Consider the following 16,794-nt stretch of genomic DNA (forward strand, 5'->3'; position numbering starts at 1 on the left):
ACTCCTGGAGGGTCAGAGGTCGTAGCCCTGTTTATCGATAAGCTCGGTGGCAAGCTGGCGGATGACGCTGTCTCCGCGTTCCTCACCGGCGGTGCGCCGGCGATGCTCGATGACTTTTTCGGCAGAGCCGTTCGGGAAAAAGCGGCCGAGAATGCGGCGGGTGGTCGCGGCGCCGACGTCTTTCTCCAGCGTGCGGCGCAGCGCCATGTCCACCGGCGTGGTGCTGTGCCCCCACAGCTCCTCCGGCCCCACCGTGTTCTTCATGATGTGGGCAATGGTGCTGCCCCCTTTGATGCGGAAAATGCCGAGAAACGGCACGCCGCTGCCGTCCGCCGACGGCCCGCTGCCCATGCGCTCAAAGCGGTCCAGCGTGACGTCCGGCACCTTAAATCGCTCTTTAAGAAGCCGGCGGTCTTCCGGATCCACGCCGACCATATAGACGGAGTTGGCCGACTGGCGCAGCGCCTCGGGCATGTCGCGGAAATACTGCGAGGCCAGCACGGTGCGCACGCCGAACTTGCGCTGCTCGCGGTCAGCGGTCTCCAGCATCGGGAAGATAAAGGGGACCCCTTTCGCGTTGTGCAGCTCATCGTACTGTTTGGTTTTAACCTCTTCGTCCAGCTGCTGTACGCGGGCGCGATGCAGGGCGTGCCAGCGTTCGTGCAGCGCGGGAAAGAGCTCGTCCTGATACTGCGGCAGCACGAAGTCACCGCCCGCGATGTGCCCGGCGAACAGGTACATCATCCCGGTCTGCAGGTAGCCCGCCTTGGACTTGTCCCCCGCCACGTACTGGATATCGACCGTAATCACGCGCGCCTTAGGGCTAATCATGAAGCGCGTGCGCCCGGCAAACATGCGGTACTGGCCGCAGGCGTCGCTCAGGCAGCGGGCGATATAGCCAATCAGGGCCTCACTGCTGCCGTCGCGCTGGATGGTGCCGTACATGCTCTTATAATCCTCGCTGAGCAGGCGCGGCGACATATCGGCAAGCTCCGGCACGGCCTGAAACTGCGCCCGCTGCGCGGCGTCGGTTTTGCCGGCATCCTGCAGCAGGTCGCACACCTCATACCAGGTGGCGTTGTCGCGGTATTCCGGATGCGCCTCCCAGATGGCGGCCTCCTCCAGGGCGGCGTCAACCTGCGGCACCAGCCCGGGCTCATAGCGGCGCGGATCCTCGCGTGCAGCCTTAAACGAATCGCTGACAAGCCGGCGCAGAATCGCGGGGGTGTCACGCCCGTTAGGCGGCTCGCCGGTCCCGGGGTCAATACACAGGGCTGCCAGCGCATTTTCCATAAACTCAGCTTCGTAGCTGAGCGGTTTTCTGAGCCCCAGCTGGATATCGAACAGGTTTCGGCAGTATTGCGCATCGTTGCGCAGGATGATGCTCAGCACCTCGTCCTGACGCTCGGGCGGCAGACCCGCCCGCAGTATCGAGGTCATGCCCGTTGCACTGAAGCCTTTCTCAATCCCCGCAAAGAAGGGCAGCTGCCGCTGTGCAGACATGGCCAGAATGATGGGCTGACGGTTGATAAACACCGATTTACCGCCCCCGGATTCGCCGGCGACGATGGAGGTTTTCTTGGTCTGGTTGGAGGCCGCCAGCGCCACCGGCATCAGCTTGCCGTCCGGCCCCACAAACTGAGCATCGCCCTCCTCGTTCCACGCCGTCGTGGGCCGCGAGAGCGGCAGCAGGTTCAGCGCCTCCGACAGCGGCGGGAACATCAGGCACGGCCCGCTTGCCGCCGAGGACCCGGTGAGCGTGGCCACCCACGCCTTAACCGGGTCGCCGAAGGTCTGCGTGATGCCGCAGATGCCCCAGGAGGTCAGCGCCTGCTGCAGCAGCGTCAGGTTACGCGTCACCGTCGCGGGCGAGTCTCCCCAGGTGGCCGCGGTAATGGTCATCACGCACACCGGCTCGTGCATCTCGCGCGCGGCCAGCATCGAAATCGACTGAAAAATAGGCCTGAGGCCTGGCACCCATTCGCTGAAGCTCAGCACGCCGTGCTTGCCGCTGAGGCGGCGCATGCCGCCGGGCATCAGGTCCTGCCGGATGCGGAACGGCACGCTGCGGGGAATCAGCTCGCGCAGCTTCGCAAAGCTCTGCGGGTTCTGCGGGCCGAGGTTCACGGCGATCGTGCCATGCCACACGCCGCTGATTTTCAGCAGGTTGTTCTGGATTTCCTGGACGTTCGTCCCCATGACCTGAAAGTTCAGCCAGGGCGCCAGAAACGGCGTGGTGTCGTCGCCCTGACGTACGCCGCGGGCCATGATGCGGTCGTCCGGCAGCAGCGGCTGCCAGTGCTCGCCGGTGCCCGGGTCGACCTGCCTGCGCAGCACGCGGCCCGCCTCGTGGACGTCCATGCGGCGCATCAGCACGCCCTTGCCGCTGTCGCCGAGCGCGCGCTCCACCTGAGAAAGAAAGGCGTCATGGCGGATTTTCAGGCCGGGCAGCTCAGTCAGCAGCGGGTTCTGGCCAAACACGGCCGTCGGGCTGCCCTTAACCAGCTCGCTGATACGCGCGTTTTCATCGCGCAGTTCGTGCCCGGCGAGCACCCCGCGGCCGGTGTAGCACACAAGCCAGGTGCGCTCGGCGTTAACCCAGGGCGACAGCTTTGTCACCTGCTCGTTCAGCAGATAATCCAGCTCCAGGCCCGTGCGCTTCAGCGACTGATACTGCGGTTTGAGCAGCCGTCTGACTTCGGCCTCTCCGCCGTCCGGATCGCACTCGTGCACGGTACTGAGTTTGTGACCGGCAAAGCGATAATGCGCGGTCAGCGACTCGGTCATGCGGTCAAGCCGGCCCTGCCAGGAATCATCGTGAGTGGCCGGCAGATTTTCGTCCGGCTCGCGGTAGCTTCCGGCCACTTCATACACCGTCACAAAGTCGCCGTTCTGGGTAACACCGATATAGGGGGCCTTCAGCTCCGGATGGCGGATGCGATCGTCGTCGCTGAGGCGCACCACGGTGTGCAGGTCGCAGTAGTCGGGCAGGTCGCGCGACACGGCAAAGCGCGTCGCGGCGGTAATAATCTCTTCAGTCCAGCGGATGAGGCGGTTTGGCATACAGGTCGCTCCGGGTATAGGTATTCCAGGCCGGGGTGTGCACGGCGCTTGCGGCGGTGCGGCCCAGCGGCAGCAGCAGGGTCAGGTCGGTGAACACGTCGTGAGGCAGGATAAGCACGCAGCCTTCCAGCCGCTGCTGCAACCCCGCGCGCTTCGCCGGCGGCAGCTGACGGAAGGCCGCCGCAAACTCGCTGGCGCGGGAGGTGCCCCACATGCCCTCCACCTCGCGCGCGTGGCGGGCCAGCCAGTTCCAGACTCGACGGGACGTTTTGCGCACCGCTTTGCTGTCGCTTCGCAGCCCGATAAGGGTCCGGCGCTGCAGGTTGATGATGTCCGCTGCCGGCGCATCCGGCAGCCAGGCGAAATGCCCGTGCGCGGCGGTGGGGCTGTCGAGGTTCAGGGTCAGCCAGCACAGCGTGCAGAGCGGCTGTGCATCCGGCCCCTGCCACAGGCGCTGCGCCCGCGTGCCGCAGCAGCGGCAGGGCGGTCCGGGTTCAACAGAAACGGGCCTCGGGGGCACGTCCTCACCGCTCACGTCCGGCACGAGCGGCAGCAGCCCGCCCGCCTGAGCAGGTGATGAATAAGCAGACATAGCGGGTCCTTACAGGCAGGGCCTGATGGAGATTAAAAAGCTTGAGTGATGGAAAATCAGAGAGGTTTGTAGCGGTGATGCAGCGTCAGTCTGATGGCGGTTAACAGAAAACGCCCTGTGATATTGTGAGGCACACCCAGCGCCTGACAGGATGGCGCGGGCTCGCTGAGTAACCGGTATCTGTGCGGGTCAGTCACTGGCCCGCGCCGTCGTTTTATACTCAGGGCGTGCGTAATACATTCAAAATAAGCAGCTCTTGATGATGATCAGGGAGAGGATTCATGAATAAACAAACGGCGATGACCTTCTTTCATGCAACGACGCAAAATCGGGGACAAAAGATTCTGGCATCAGGAATGATATCGCCGCAGGCACCGCCTGCTGTGGAGTGGATCCAGCAGACATCGCCGGGATGGGTATATCTTTCAGATCATGTTGACCATGCCGTCCACTGGGGTAACAAAGTTTCACTTCTCAATAATGAGAGTGAGTTGTTTTACATTTTCAAAATTAACCTCCCTCTTTCTCAATGCCACCCTGATATTGATAACCTGAATTATGAAGCAGATATGTCACCCGATGAAGCCGCTGAAGTCGATCTGGCATCGTGCCTGATGAAGTGCCATTCATGCCGGACGTCGAATGATTTAATCGTATCTGAGCACGTGGTTGCGTACTGTACTCTCCCGGTGAACGATTACCGTAACGAATCTCACCCACTATCGGATGTCGTCAGGAGTCTCATCGGCCATATCTCACCGCATGAGCATATTTTGTATGAAAAGCACCGGAGAATGATGCACTGGACGGCATTATGAGCGCCCGGGAAGTAACGAAAGCCTGATACGCTTACCGTCACTGTTTTTCGATTCAAGGCCTGGGGGGACAGTCAAAATCCAGGCATCAATAACATAAAGGTGCAGCTGCTTTTTTTGTATACAGCCGGAAAATTCAATTCTGGGTTGCCACTCTCCGACCCAACCGTGCGCCGCCATTTTCGCACTCCGTGACACCATGGAAAGCAGGTGTAAAAGTCCCCCGGCCAGCGTACCGTCATCTCCCTTCAGAAAACGCCTGAGTTGCACTTCAGGCTGTGACTCATGGAGGAAAGTCGTGCCGGAAAGGTGTCTGATGACCACTGACATCATCTCTTCGGGCGATATAATATTGATTTTCATGTACCAAACCTCAGCATGGGTCTGCGTCAGCGCCATTCTTCAGAAAATGGAAGCAGATGAACTGTTGACGACGGATAAACCAGTCATTGAATCCGGGAAGAGGCACCTGTTTAAGCCCTTTGACGACAACCGACATCCAGGACGAATGCCTGTCAATATCAATGAATAGCGATACGGTTGAATATTCGCTGTTCGTCGAATGGCGTCTGAGCAGACCGCAATTCAACAGCAGCCAGCCCCCGGTATACTCCGGCCAGCGCGCAATAAATTGATGAATGTGGGCCTCCTCCTCAGAAACGGGTGGCACCTTTGTAAGAGCACGGACAACAGCCGCCTGAAATTCCGCGGGAGTGGTATGGATATATTCACCGTTGTAGTGCATCAGTCATTACCTCTGCAGGACAATCGGGCGGTTTTTGATATTACTGACATAGCGACGCCTTACAGGCAGGGCCTGATGGAAGTTACGAAGGTGGAGCGATAAAACTCAGAGGAGTTTGTAGCGGTGGTGCAGCGTCAGTCGGATGGCGGTTAACAGAAAACGTCCGGTGATATGCCGGTGTGCCCAAAGCGCCCTGCGGCAGGGTGGCCGCGTCAGTGACTGACAAACATCGGTGCCCGGCAGCCTCGCTAGATAGCGCCCCAGCAAGGAGGCCGTTTTGATGCCGGGCGGGTTGTCATCGTTGTAAAGCCCGAAAAGTCTGTCGAGCGGCATCCACTCCACGACCTCTTCGGCCGTCAGCTGCCGACCGGGATAGCGCCGTTCGAGCGCCTCAACAGCCCCGTGGACGCATCGACTGCTGAGCCCGGGCTCTGCCGTATGTCCCCGCCTGAGCAGAAAGCAGAGCACGCTCCATAAACTGTCCGGCAGCGCATCATAGTCTTCCGTGATAATGATGCCCGTGTGCCGCTTAAAGAATTTCATTTCACCGGTCCTCCGTACTGGCCGGTTATGCCCGGCCCCTCTTCCGAAACAGGTCGCCACTGTGGCCAACCGGTTTTGGGCTGCACGCCGCAGGCGGACGCATGACCGGCGACCGTGGCGACGGCGTCCTGGCTAAAGGCTTTACCGTCCAGCCAGCAGGTGCCGTTCTGTGTGTTCTGGTCCTGCTGGTAAAGGCGCTTCAGCACTTGCTGCAACCGCATATTTGTTTCTTTAACGCTCTCATTTGTTTCCTTAATGCTGTCAACGATCTCGCTTAGCTGAGTCACCATGTAGGGTTCCAGCGGGCCGGCAAAGACCGGTGCACTGGTGCTGAAAGCCGAAAATAATGCAGCAGCAGCCAGCGCCATACGGGAATGTTGTTTCATGGAAAGACTCCGGGAAAAAATAGCAGAGGAAGATAGCCGCCCCGCTGCGGGGCGGCATCCGGACTTAACCCACGCTGACCGGCGTCATGCCCATCTGCGTCTGTCCGCGTTTGATCATCTCCGGTATGCCCAGCAGCAGCAGGCTGGTGACCAGCCCCAGTGCGACCATCCAGAGTTTGATCTGCGGGTTGTTCTTCATCCCCTTGGCCGCAAAAATGCTGCCGATAACGCCGCATACTCCAGCCAGTTGCACCATTCCCAGCACGCTGGTCGTGCCGGCCTTGGCGCCTTCGGCAACGCGGTTCGCCATATCAGCGAAGTCCCCGTCGGCCATGGCCATCGGGGAAATGAAAGCAAGCCAGGCGGAGAGTACGCACAGCATCCGGCGGCGCAGAGTTTCAGACAGCATCAGGGCGCGCGCGTACAGCGCGCAGTAAAGGCGAGTCATCATGGTGTTTTCCTTTAAAAATGAGTGTGGCCGGATGGCCGGTTAAATCGTCCGTGAGGACGGAGTTTCTGCAGCCTGCGTCAGTGCAGGCCGAGCGTTTTCTGAATGGCGTCAAGCAGGTAGGGGTTACAGACAAACATCACGCCAATGATAAATTTCGCGGTGCCGGTGTTCACGTCGTTCCCGGCGGTCAGGCCGGTGTGGCCGTCTTTTTTCGAGCGGCGCCACAGCAGCACGCCGGAGAGCGCAAACCAGACGCCAATCATGCGCAGCAGGGTCAGCAGGGCGTTGGCCGCCACTGCCCCCTGACCGAACGTGCCCTGGTCAACGTAGCTGATGGCGTCAAACGAGACCTGCCAGCCCACCTGACGCGCGCCCGCGCCGATAAGCTGGTCGAGTCCCGCCAGGCCGCAGCAGAGCAGCACCCAGGCAATGACAGCGCCGCCGCTCGCCGCCTGCCCCGGCGCCTTGCGGGCAAGCCAGGACTGGCGGGCGAGAAAGCCGCTGGAGCCCATCACGGCAAAGAGCACGCCGAGCGTCAGCGCAAGGTTAATGCCCGCGCTCAGCAGCCCCGAGGCCAGGTTTGACAGCATGGTGATGCCGTCGAGCGATCCTCCCATGACGCCTCCCTAGCGCAGCACGCCGGCGCTGGTCGTCACGCTGCGGTCGTCCGTATTCACCTCACGCACCGTGACGCCGCCGAGGCTGTCGCCCGCCTGCACCGCCCACGTCTTGCCCTGCCAGCTGACCCACGCCATGCCGTTCTGCAGGCTTTCCAGCCGCATCCCGGACAGCGCGGAGCGCGTGCGCTTCTGGCCAGCCGCAGCATGACCCGGCGAAGCGTCCGGCCTCACGGCCAGCACGGTAACCAGATTACCCAGCCGGGTGTTTTCTTTTTCCACCCCGTCAAGGCGCTGCTGCAGCGTGGCCAGCGCCCTGCTCTGCGCGCGCACCGTGTCCGACAGGCGGGTGATTGCCTCACGGTTGGCCGCCTCAAACTCGCGGCCCTCACGGATAAGCTTCACCACGTCATCCGGCACGCTGCCCCCGGATGCGGGATCGCTCAGGGCGCCGGCCGGCACGCTGAGCCCGCCGGTCTGTGGCGGGGCGGGCGCAGGAGCCGGCGTGACCGGGGTGGCCGCCGGGGCTGGGGCAGGCTGAACGCTGCCAAAGCCCGGGTCCTGCCCGAAGGCAAGCTGTCCGGCGTCCGGCGCGGAGGAGGACGGCACGAGCAGGAACCAGCCGGCGGTAAGGATAACGATCGCCCCGCCGGCGAGCCACGGCAGCGACTGCCCGAGCCAGAGCTTGCGCGTCAGCAGGCTCTCTTTTTTCTGTACCGGCGGCGCGGGCGCCGGCGCGTTATCGGCCGCGCTCACCGCCGGCTGCGGATCGAATTCATTCACGTGGGGTTCCTCTCTGTTCGGCCGCGCGGATGCGCGTCTGTGTTTCCGCGCGCAGGTCCGCAGCGGTCGGGGTCGGATTGCTGCTCAGGGATGCGGGTGCCGTGGTGGACGGGCTGGCTGCGGACTGAGTTGCACCCTGCGGGGGAAGCGCATCCGTGCTGTACACCGCGCTCATAAACTGGATGGCCACCACCTCGTTGTTTTTCACGAAGACGGTGCGGTCCGGCAGGCGGGAGGCGTCACTGGTCAGCACCTGTCCCGCACGCTGGGCCATGCCGCCGAGGATTACGCCTCCTACAGCAGTAGGATCGGGCAGTCCGGGACGGGCGGTGACGGAGTTAAAGCCGTTGCTCAGTAGCTGCGTGTTGGACTGCGCGTAAAGCTGGCCCGCTTCGCCGGCTCCTCCGAAGATTGAGGGCAGCACGATGCGCCGGACGTAGTGATGGTCGACGTCGGTCGCGATGTTGGCCACGAGAGTTTTGTCGTCGAGCGCGTAGGCGTCCACTTTGTAATCCTGTCCGTTCAGCGTCATGGTGGTGAAGTGAATGATGACGCCGTCGCCGGAGAGCTTCGCCCCCTCAGGCGCCTTGAATTTCGCACCTGCATACGGGCCCGTCTCAATGCATCCCAGCACCGGCGTGGCGCCGTTGTCGGAGTCCACGCCGGTACAGATTTTCCCCGGTCCGCGCCAGTAAGGCGCCACCACCACGGTCGCCGGCGGTGTGTTCGCCGCGTCCTGACGGCTGCGTGCCGCGGCCTGCTGCACATAGCTGCCGGGCAGCGAATCGCGCCACTGCGTCCAGCCGCCGTCCTTGCCGCCCAGCAGCTGCGCCGTGGGCAGTTCACCCGTTTTGGGCTCCGCCTGCATCTTCGCCAGCAGCGCGGCCAGCGACTTCTGCCGCGCCTCCGCCAGGGCCTTTTCCTGCTCCGGCGTGCGCCCGCTGCTCTGCGGGCGGGGAAGCGTCTGTGCCACCGTGACCGGGGCCGGCCTTGGCGGTTCAGCCGGCGTCGTCACGTCCTGCTGCAGCGGAATGCTGGCGATAAAGCTCTGGTTTGAAGACGCCGCCGTCTGCGCGCCGCGGGCGTTATTTTCCCGCAGCAGTTCGCGATACGCCGGCTGCTCCTGCGCGCGGGTCTGGGTGGTGCCCGTGACGCGGGCCAGGTCCACGCGGGAGACGGCGGGCGGCGGCGTCGCCAGCCAGCTCCACAGCGCGTAGCCGCCCCCCACCACCGCCACCAGGCCGCCGGCAATCAGGCCCATCATCAGGCGGATGTTGCGCCCGCCGGTGTTCTGTTGATCGCTCATGATTACTCCAGGGCAATGCTGAGGGCTTCAGTGCGCCCGTCAACGGAAAAGGCCACGCGAGGCGTCAGGGGCAGCTTCCAGAGATGCGTGCCGTCGGCCGAAGAAAGCGTGGTATCGAACTCGTCGCGGATGTCCGCGCGCGAGCGAATATAGAGGTCGTCGCCCTGCTGCCACACCGCCGTGTCCGGCACGCTGCCGGTGGTTTTCAGGCGCTTTGCGCCCGACGGCGGCACGCCGTCCAGGAACGCCTGCAGCACGTCGTCGTGCAGCCCGATGCGGGAAGGGCCCGGCGCGTCGGGTGCCGCTCCCGGACCGCGACGCGGAATGCGCAGGTCAAGGCGCGCGTCCACCGTCCAGGTCTTCTTCGCGGTGTCCGCCTCGCCGCTCATTACGCTCAGCTGAATCGGCACCTCCAGCCCTTCCAGACCCACGGTAATAAGCGTGTTCACGAAGTCGCGCTTTGCCGTGATGACCATAAAGGAGGCTCCGGGCGTCCAGTCCACCGTGATATCCGACGAGCCGCTGTGCGGTGCCCCGATTATCTTCCAGGGCGCGCCGGTACTGTCGATAAAGCTCACCGAGGCCGGGTAGTTCACCGCAGTACGCACCAGCGGCAGGCTGGCGCCCGGCTGCAGGCTCACGGTCTGCGCGCTGATGCGCGGCACGGCCGTAATGCCCGGCGTGGCCATCGCCCGGTCCTGCTCGGTCTGCAGCGCGCGCAGGCGGCGGATTTCATCGGCCGACAGCGGCGCCACCGTGGCTTCCGCCTGGTCATAGGCGACCGATGACGGCGGCGGCAGCGGCTGGTTGGGTAAGGGACCGGCGGGTGCGGCAGCCGGTTGTCCAGATGCGGCGGTCGTGGCGGTGGCAGGCACCGCGGCGGCGCCCGCGCTGCCGCACAGCGCCAGCCAGAGTGCCAGCGTGCGAAAGTGGCTCATAGCTGTCTTATCCTGCGTTGTTGGTGATGGTCTGGGTGACCTCAAGACCGCGCGGCTTGAGGCGCACGTCGGCCTGCTGAATGCGCAACGTGAAGATGTAGCGCAGCGGCGGACTGCTGCTGTTCTGCCCCTGCAGGCGCATCGTGACGGGATACTGGAACTCCCACGTGTAGCGCCCGCCAATCACGCCGCGTCGGGTGATAACGCCCGGCTCCACGGTGTTGGTGAGGTTCATACGCTTGTCCTTTACCAGCGACAGGATGTTGGAGCCGGTGGTCAGCGCCTGGTTGTAGCCGGTGAAGCCCTCTTCCGAAAAGTCCGGCGAGGCCGCCGTCATCTGGTCGCGGTAGTGCACGAAGTCCAGCGTGAAGGCCTTGCTGATGGTGTCGGCACCGAACTGGCGCACGTCGCTCTCGCTCCACACCGGCTTGTCCGTTGGGTAGAACGGCGTGATGCGGCCGTTTTCGGTAGCCAGGTAATGACCAGGCATGTTGACCAGCACATAAATCAGCACGCCGATCGTAATGGCCAGAATCCCGTTAACGATGATGCTCCACACAGCGACGGTCAGGCAGCGGTGCGCAAACCGGGCGCCCAGCGTTCGCTCGTGCTGGGCTTGTACCGCGTGCTCGTAAATATTCGGGTCGGTCAGGACCACGGCCGCCTCCTCAGGCGGCACAGCGGGTTGAGGGTTCTGCATGCGATGTTCCTTACAGGCCGTAGGACTGCCACGGGTCGATACTGGTGGGCAGGTTGCTGTTGACTTTGTCCGTCAGCGCCCCGCAGACCTTCTCTGACGCCTGGTTCATGATGTCCTGCAGGCTCGGCAGGTTGGGCAGACTGATGGAGATATTGCGGATGCCGGACAGGCAGTTCTGCAGCTGATCGGACGTCTGGCTTTCGCGGGCCGCCCATGCGTCACTGGCCTTCTTCGCGGCGTTATAACCCGCCTCGCTTCCGGTCTGCGCCGCGCTGCCCGCGCGGCAGGTCGCGGCGCCGGCACCAAAGGTGGTGCAGCAGAAAAAAACCGCCACGAGGGCGGTCTGTGTTTTATTCATGTCAGTTCTCCTGTCAGAAAATGGCTTACGCCGGGCGGGGTGGGGTGACCGGCGCTGCCTGGAGTGCCGCCGCCGGTCGATCCTTTGGGGCCGCAGCTTCTGCCTTATAACGCTCGTCATAGCCGAGACGGGCGTGCAGCGCGGCGGGCAGGTCGGCGGGCGCGTCCAGCTTCGCGATGCGCAGCTGATCGTCTCCGGTCATCCTCACCACCACGTGCTCGCGCGGCACGGGCTGGCCGTTTGAGCGGTTGATGCCGTTGCCGCTGCCGATAGGCTGCGCACCCTCCGGGGTGAGCAGGTTAATCACCATCGGCGGCGACTCCTTACTGTCGGGCAGGCTGACCAGCACGTGCTGATACGCACCGTCCCGCCGCACAACGCCCTGCAGGTAGTGGCCGTCACCCTGCACCAGGTAGAGGTCCGGCCGGCCGTCATCGCCCCACGCCGACATCACCGCCGTGCCGGCACGGTCGTTATGTTCCGGGCGCGGCGCCGAGAGCGGGTCACCCGGGACGCTGCTACCCTGCCCGTCCGGCTTCACCCAGAACAGGCCGTCCGCGGGCTTCGGTGGCGCAGGGATATCGAGTCCGAGACGGCTCACCAGCACGTGCTGAATCTGCGTGTAGCGGTTCACGTCAACGGCCGCGAGCCGCACCATGTCCTCAGCGCCGGTCTGCACGCGGGTGCCGCCGACCGGGGCCAGCGACCACTGATTGCGACGGGTCTGTACCTTTTCATACTGACCGCTGAAGTTGCCCTGAGAGTCCTTTATCGGCTTATTGACGGTGACCGGCTGTTCACCCATCCACTGCAGCGTGACCATGCGACCGGGCTGCAGGTGCGTCTCACGCAGCAGACCGGCAAGCTCCTTACCCCAGAACGTCTGAGAGCCTTCTTTCGTACGCAGCGTAATAAAGGTGCTTTCGCTTGCGTCCTTTTCAAAGCGGAAGGGAGCCTGCCCGCAGGCGGTGACCTTACCGGTGACCGGCTCCCGGGCCTTTTCTGCCGGGGTGTGCACCGCCGGAGAAATCTTCGGCGCGGCGGGCTCAGGGGCCGGTGCAGAGGTTCGCTGAGGTGACGCTGTCACGGGTGCGACGTTCTGTACTGGCTCGCTGGCCCGCGCGGCCGTCGTTACGGGGGGAACCTCAGTCGCGCGCGGAGCCTGCGGGTCGCCGCGCACCGCATCGGCGGGGGCGGCTGGCGTGACGGGCTGACCCGCAGCCCGGCGTGCTGCATCGAGGTCGGCCTGCTGGCTGGCGTTCTTCATACTCACGTCCAGCTTGTTGGCCACGATGACACCGATCGCAAATGCCTTGAACTCGTCGCTGCCAGTGAGTTCGATGCGGCCCTGATAGTGATTGGCGGCGGTCAGCAGCGCGGCAAGCACCTTCTCTTCGTGCGCGCTGGCGCCCTCCGCCATGACCAGGCGGTTACCGCGGTCTATAAACGCGGGCTCGCCGTCCAGCTTGTACACCACGCTTTTGCCGTCCGGGTGCCTGTCATGCGTGACGCGGCTCAGCAGCTTATCGGCATCGATGCGGGAAGACGTCGCCCCGGATGAGGCGGGCATATCCTCTTCCTGCGATGCCACGCGCGGCGCGCCGACCAGAATGGCGTTTTCCTCACCAAAGGATGCGACCGCAGGTGAAGGTGGCGCGTCAGAACGTTGCGCCAGCTCTGCGCGCAGGTCGGCCTCCAGCGCCTCGCTTTCCTGCGAAGGCCAGCGCGCATTTTCAGTATCGTTACCCTGCGACCACATTTCCGTCAGCGCGATCCGCTCATTAATGAGCGCGCCCGTCCGCATGGCCAGCACGTCCGTGTCCAGACTGGCTGCTTCGTCTTTCAGCGCTCGCAGGCGCTGACTGATGTCGGCAAAACCCGCGCTGAAGTCCGGGGTGCCCGCTGTGGCGGAGGAGGCGGCAGCAGCCGGCTGTTCTGCACCGGCAGGCAATGCCTGTGGTGCCTCAGACGGCTGAACGTCAGGCACGTTCGGGGCCGGTACAGACTCAGCGACTGCAGCAGGCTCTGCCACGGCCGGTTCAGGAGCGGTCGTGACCTCAGCTGCGGTAACCGGAATGGCCGGCGCTGCCTGTGGCGTTGCTGCCTCCTGAACGGGCGCCATCGGCTCAGGGATAACAGAGGAGGCGTCAGGAGAAACTGCTTTTTCTGGCTGTACCGCCGGCTCAGGTGCGGGCGTGACCTCCGCTGCGATACCCGGAGTGGTCGGTGCTGCTTCTGACTTAGCCGCATCCTGAACCGGTGCCATTGGCTCAGGGATAACACGGGAGGCTGACGTCTCAGGCTGTACCGCAGGCGCCGGAACGTCAGCGACCGCCGGAGCTGCTTCAGCAGAGGCGCGGGACGCAGCCAGTGCGGCAACGGCTGCGGTCACGGCCCGGCCTTCCGTCTCGCCGGCAACCATATCAAGGCGCCCGAACGCCGCCCACGATGACTGTACTTCTTCGGTCGACTGCTGACCGGACAGCTCGGCGCGGCGCAGGTCGTTGCGCACCTCCCGCAGCGCCTTTTCCAGCTGAGGCCGCGACAGCTCGCCGTCCGCCAGACGGGTGTAAAGCGACTGGATCTGCGCCGGGATGGTTCGCACATCTGCCTGCCCGCTGCTGCGCAGAGACAGCGTGGTGTCGCTGTCCTTCAGACCCGCGGCGCTCAGCGCGCGGCTGAACATGCCCGGGCGCTCGCTGACCGCCAGCCCGTCACCGGTCAGACGGTCAAACACCGCCTGCGTTTCGCTGACGTAAGCGTCGTTGTAGGTGCCGGCCTCGCGCACCTGGTTAAGTTCGCGCTGCAGGCGATCGGTGGTGTCCTGAAACTCTCCCGGGGTGATGCTTCCCTGAATCAGCGCGGACAGCGCTCCGCGCAGCTCGCCCTGAATCGCCGGCGGCGCACGCAGGATATCAGCATCAGCTGCGGGCGCGGCAACCCGCGTTGCAGGTGCCGGCTGCGGGTCAGGTACGGCAGGCGCTTCTGCCTCTGCGGCTGTGGCTGCCGGAACGACCGGCTCTGACGCGACAGCGACTTCAGGGGTCGCAGCAGGAGCCGCCTGCGGCGCGTCGGGTGCCGGACTGTCCTGGACTGCGAGCACCGGTTCCGGCGCGGGTTTCTGGTCGGGATTCATATTGCTGACAGCGCTGTCGACCAGCTGGCCCAGCCGGGCAGCACTGTCATCGTATTTCAGATCAAGGCTTCTGACCGCTTCCGCATAGAGCCGGTTTAACGGGGTGATCGCCGTTTTCCTGTCAGGGGGGTTATCAGCCGTTTCAACCAGCGTATGCCTGAGCAGAGCGGTCAGCCTTTCTGCTTCTTCCGGCCTGTTCTGCGCGCCGGCCAGGCTGACCAGCTCTGAACGGATGGCGTCATAGTGAGCCGACACATCCGGTTTTTCCTGCAGGATTTCCGACAGTCTGGACGCGTCCTGAGCGGCATGGCCTGACGCCCTTTCAACGTATTGCGCCATTTCGGCTCTTGACGCCCCTTCTGCAAAGCGCAGCCGGACGTTATCGATGAGATCTGTGTTGACGATGGCGATATAGCTGTTGTCTTTCAGGGCATCAATGCCTGCCTCTTTCAGAATACGCATCCCTTCAGGGCTGCTGGCATACTGAAAAAATGGCGCATCGATTTTCTCGCAGCCGGCGAGCAGGTCTCCGTACCCCAGACGAGAGGTCTCCCCTTTGGCTGTCAGCTCCTGATCGACCGTTTTCCCGGCCTCTCTTATCCGGTCCCGCAGGGCATCCGTGAGTGAGGAACTGTCCCAGCGATCCAGGATCACCGAATGAGAAGGTATCTCCAGTTCATACACGTGATAGTCCGGATGGTTGATCTCCTCCATCGCATATTGCACGCCCGTCACGGAGTTATCGGTATAAAATCCGCGACCCATGAAGTTCTGACCCAGGCCAATTTTTTCAGGGTCAACGGCGCTGAAGGTGGCCGGCGAGCCGTGGTACAGGGTGATCGTGTCACGCACAGGCGCAGCGGGTAAATCATTCGCCCTGCTGCCCGGAACGTCACCGGCAGCCGGCGCTGGCGGTGTGGCTGGCGCGGCTTCAGGCTGCTGCGCCTTCAGGATGCGATAAACGCTGGTCTGCCCTATACCGAGCTGCTCCGCAATCTGCGCGGGCTTCAGCCCCTCATCGCGCAGCTTCAGAATTTCATCCGTTTTCTCTTTGGCCGCACCGGGGCGGCGTGCCGGAGTGGAGTCCGCTGCGGCGTCCGGGGACGCGGCGGGAAGATTATCCGGCGCTGGCTGTGCGTCGTCAGGTGTGTCCATGGGGGCATCCTTATGGTTGAGCTGCTCAAGAGCCTGAGCAATGTCGGGAAGCAGCGTTTCGCGCAGGCGATCGGCGCCGCGGAACAGGTGCAGGTCGTTAAAGTCGGTAAAGCCGCGCTCGATTTCGGCGGCCGTCAGGTCCGGCAGCAGCACGGCACCGCCGGTGGCCGCCGCGGCGCGGTGTGCCGACAGCACGCCTTTGTTAACGTCTTTGGCATGGTCAACGTCGGCCATAAACAGGTGCGGGCTGTCGGGGTAACGGCCCTTCAGTACGTTTGCCACCGTCTCCATGTTGCCGGCGTCGATGGTCATCACCACGGGACGGCCGGTGACCATGTACAGGCTGCGCGCGGTGGCGTAGCCCTCCGCGTACAGGACGGGTTCGCCGTTTCGCAGCTCACCGCCCTCCACGCGGAAGTGCCCGGCCTTGGGGGCGTCCTTAAACAGGTACTTCTCACCGTCGGGCGGAATGTACTGCAGCGTGCGAAACGCGCCGTCTGCGTCACCAAACGGCACGACCAGCGCGCCGTTGCGCGTCTGGCGCACGTCATCCGCCACCGTGATGCCCTTGCGCACCAGATAGCCGTGCGCCGGGTCGGCCGCCGGCAGCCGCTCATATAGCGCCTTTGCCTTTGCCGTCTGCTGCGCATATAGCGCGGCCTGCTCGCGGGCAAAGTCATCCTGCGACTGACGCATCACCGCGCGGATATGCACGCGCGCCAGCGGGTCAGCTTTTCCTGCTCCGCCGCTGCTGGCCCTCCAGCGCGTGATGTCCTTATCGTTCTCGGCGCGGTGGTAGTTGATGAACCAGCCGCCGGGCTTCACACCGTCGAGAAAACCGCGATAGACGCCGTCTTTGTTCCCTTTTTTCCCGTCCGCCACCGGCACGCGGTGTCGCCGCCCGTCCATCACCGGCAGGCCGTCCAGCACCAGACCACCGCTGGTCAGCGCGTCCAGAAACTCCGACTGCGGGTCGCCGCCGCCGCTGCTGCGGATGCTGCGGTCCGGCAGCCACTTCTGCAGCCGGCTCAGGTCCGCGCCCGGGCGGGCGTACCAGAGCTGGGCTTCTTTATCCCACGTGATGGCGTTGCCCCCGTCCGGGTGCTTTCCGGCGTCGGCGCGCGCGGCGTCGCGCTGGTCCGGCAGGACCGCAAGCCATACCGGGTAGTCAGCTGTACTCATGATGCCTCCTGTTACAGGGTCAGA

Annotated in this window: 15 protein-coding genes; 1 reads left to right on the forward strand and 14 read right to left on the reverse strand. The window is 63.8% G+C overall.

Annotated features, from left to right (window positions below; all coding sequences use genetic code 11):
- Positions 1-12: 12 nt before the first annotated feature.
- Both AC1MDE_RS13530 and AC1MDE_RS13535 read right to left on the reverse strand, forming a co-directional pair.
- Complete coding sequence (locus tag AC1MDE_RS13530; protein ID WP_480344702.1) at positions 13-3,063, reverse strand: ATP-binding protein; 3,051 nt, start codon at positions 3,061-3,063, stop codon at positions 13-15.
- Positions 3,035-3,655: a conjugal transfer protein gene (locus tag AC1MDE_RS13535; RefSeq protein WP_480344703.1), complete on the reverse strand. Its 621-nt coding sequence runs from the start codon at positions 3,653-3,655 to the stop codon at positions 3,035-3,037. The genes AC1MDE_RS13530 and AC1MDE_RS13535 overlap by 29 nt, the downstream gene beginning before the upstream one ends.
- Positions 3,656-3,936: 281 nt before the next feature.
- Between AC1MDE_RS13535 and AC1MDE_RS13540 the strand changes: the two genes are divergently transcribed.
- Positions 3,937-4,473, forward strand: coding sequence for a hypothetical protein (locus AC1MDE_RS13540; protein WP_480344704.1), 537 nt, complete (start codon positions 3,937-3,939; stop codon positions 4,471-4,473).
- Here AC1MDE_RS13540 and AC1MDE_RS13545 read toward each other — a convergent pair.
- The 12 genes from AC1MDE_RS13545 to AC1MDE_RS13600 form a co-directional block, all read right to left on the reverse strand.
- Positions 4,468-4,833: a hypothetical protein gene (locus AC1MDE_RS13545; protein WP_480344705.1), complete on the reverse strand. Its 366-nt coding sequence runs from the start codon at positions 4,831-4,833 to the stop codon at positions 4,468-4,470. The two genes, AC1MDE_RS13540 and AC1MDE_RS13545, sit on opposite strands and share 6 nt — an antisense overlap.
- A 10-nt stretch (positions 4,834-4,843) precedes the next feature.
- A complete protein-coding gene (locus AC1MDE_RS13550; protein WP_480344706.1) occupies positions 4,844-5,215 on the reverse strand; it encodes a hypothetical protein in 372 nt (123 codons plus the stop codon).
- 105 nt (positions 5,216-5,320) lie between these two features.
- Positions 5,321-5,758 carry a hypothetical protein gene (locus AC1MDE_RS13555; protein ID WP_480344707.1) on the reverse strand — a complete coding sequence of 146 codons (438 nt, stop codon included), beginning with the start codon at positions 5,756-5,758 and terminating at the stop codon, positions 5,321-5,323.
- Complete coding sequence (locus AC1MDE_RS13560) at positions 5,755-6,144, reverse strand: hypothetical protein (RefSeq protein WP_480344708.1); 390 nt, start codon at positions 6,142-6,144, stop codon at positions 5,755-5,757. The genes AC1MDE_RS13555 and AC1MDE_RS13560 overlap by 4 nt, the downstream gene beginning before the upstream one ends.
- 64 nt (positions 6,145-6,208) lie before the next feature.
- A complete protein-coding gene (locus AC1MDE_RS13565) occupies positions 6,209-6,595 on the reverse strand; it encodes a DUF6750 family protein (protein ID WP_480344709.1) in 387 nt (128 codons plus the stop codon).
- Between the two features lie 77 nt (positions 6,596-6,672).
- Entirely contained in the window at positions 6,673-7,212 is a 540-nt protein-coding gene (traQ, locus tag AC1MDE_RS13570; RefSeq protein WP_479397835.1) for a conjugal transfer protein TraQ, read from the reverse strand.
- A gap of 9 nt (positions 7,213-7,221) precedes the next feature.
- Positions 7,222-7,995: a conjugal transfer protein TraP gene (traP, locus tag AC1MDE_RS13575; RefSeq protein ID WP_480344710.1), complete on the reverse strand. Its 774-nt coding sequence runs from the start codon at positions 7,993-7,995 to the stop codon at positions 7,222-7,224.
- The gene (gene traO, locus AC1MDE_RS13580) at positions 7,988-9,301 is read right to left on the reverse strand and encodes a conjugal transfer protein TraO (RefSeq protein WP_480344711.1); all 1,314 of its coding nucleotides are present in this window, start codon (positions 9,299-9,301) and stop codon (positions 7,988-7,990) included. The genes traP and traO overlap by 8 nt, the downstream gene beginning before the upstream one ends.
- 2 nt (positions 9,302-9,303) lie before the next feature.
- Entirely contained in the window at positions 9,304-10,239 is a 936-nt protein-coding gene (locus AC1MDE_RS13585; RefSeq protein WP_480344712.1) for a DotH/IcmK family type IV secretion protein, read from the reverse strand.
- Positions 10,240-10,246: 7 nt separating this feature from the next.
- Positions 10,247-10,939, reverse strand: a complete 693-nt coding sequence (locus AC1MDE_RS13590; RefSeq protein WP_480344713.1) for a DotI/IcmL/TraM family protein — start codon at positions 10,937-10,939, stop codon at positions 10,247-10,249.
- Between the two features lie 10 nt (positions 10,940-10,949).
- Positions 10,950-11,297 (reverse strand): conjugal transfer protein, encoded by a 348-nt coding sequence (locus AC1MDE_RS13595; protein WP_480344714.1) that lies wholly within the window; start codon positions 11,295-11,297, stop codon positions 10,950-10,952.
- 25 nt (positions 11,298-11,322) lie between these two features.
- A complete protein-coding gene (locus AC1MDE_RS13600) occupies positions 11,323-16,770 on the reverse strand; it encodes an LPD7 domain-containing protein (protein ID WP_480344715.1) in 5,448 nt (1,815 codons plus the stop codon).
- Positions 16,771-16,794 lie beyond the last annotated feature (24 nt).

It is taken from the genome of Pantoea folii, assembly GCF_056678875.1.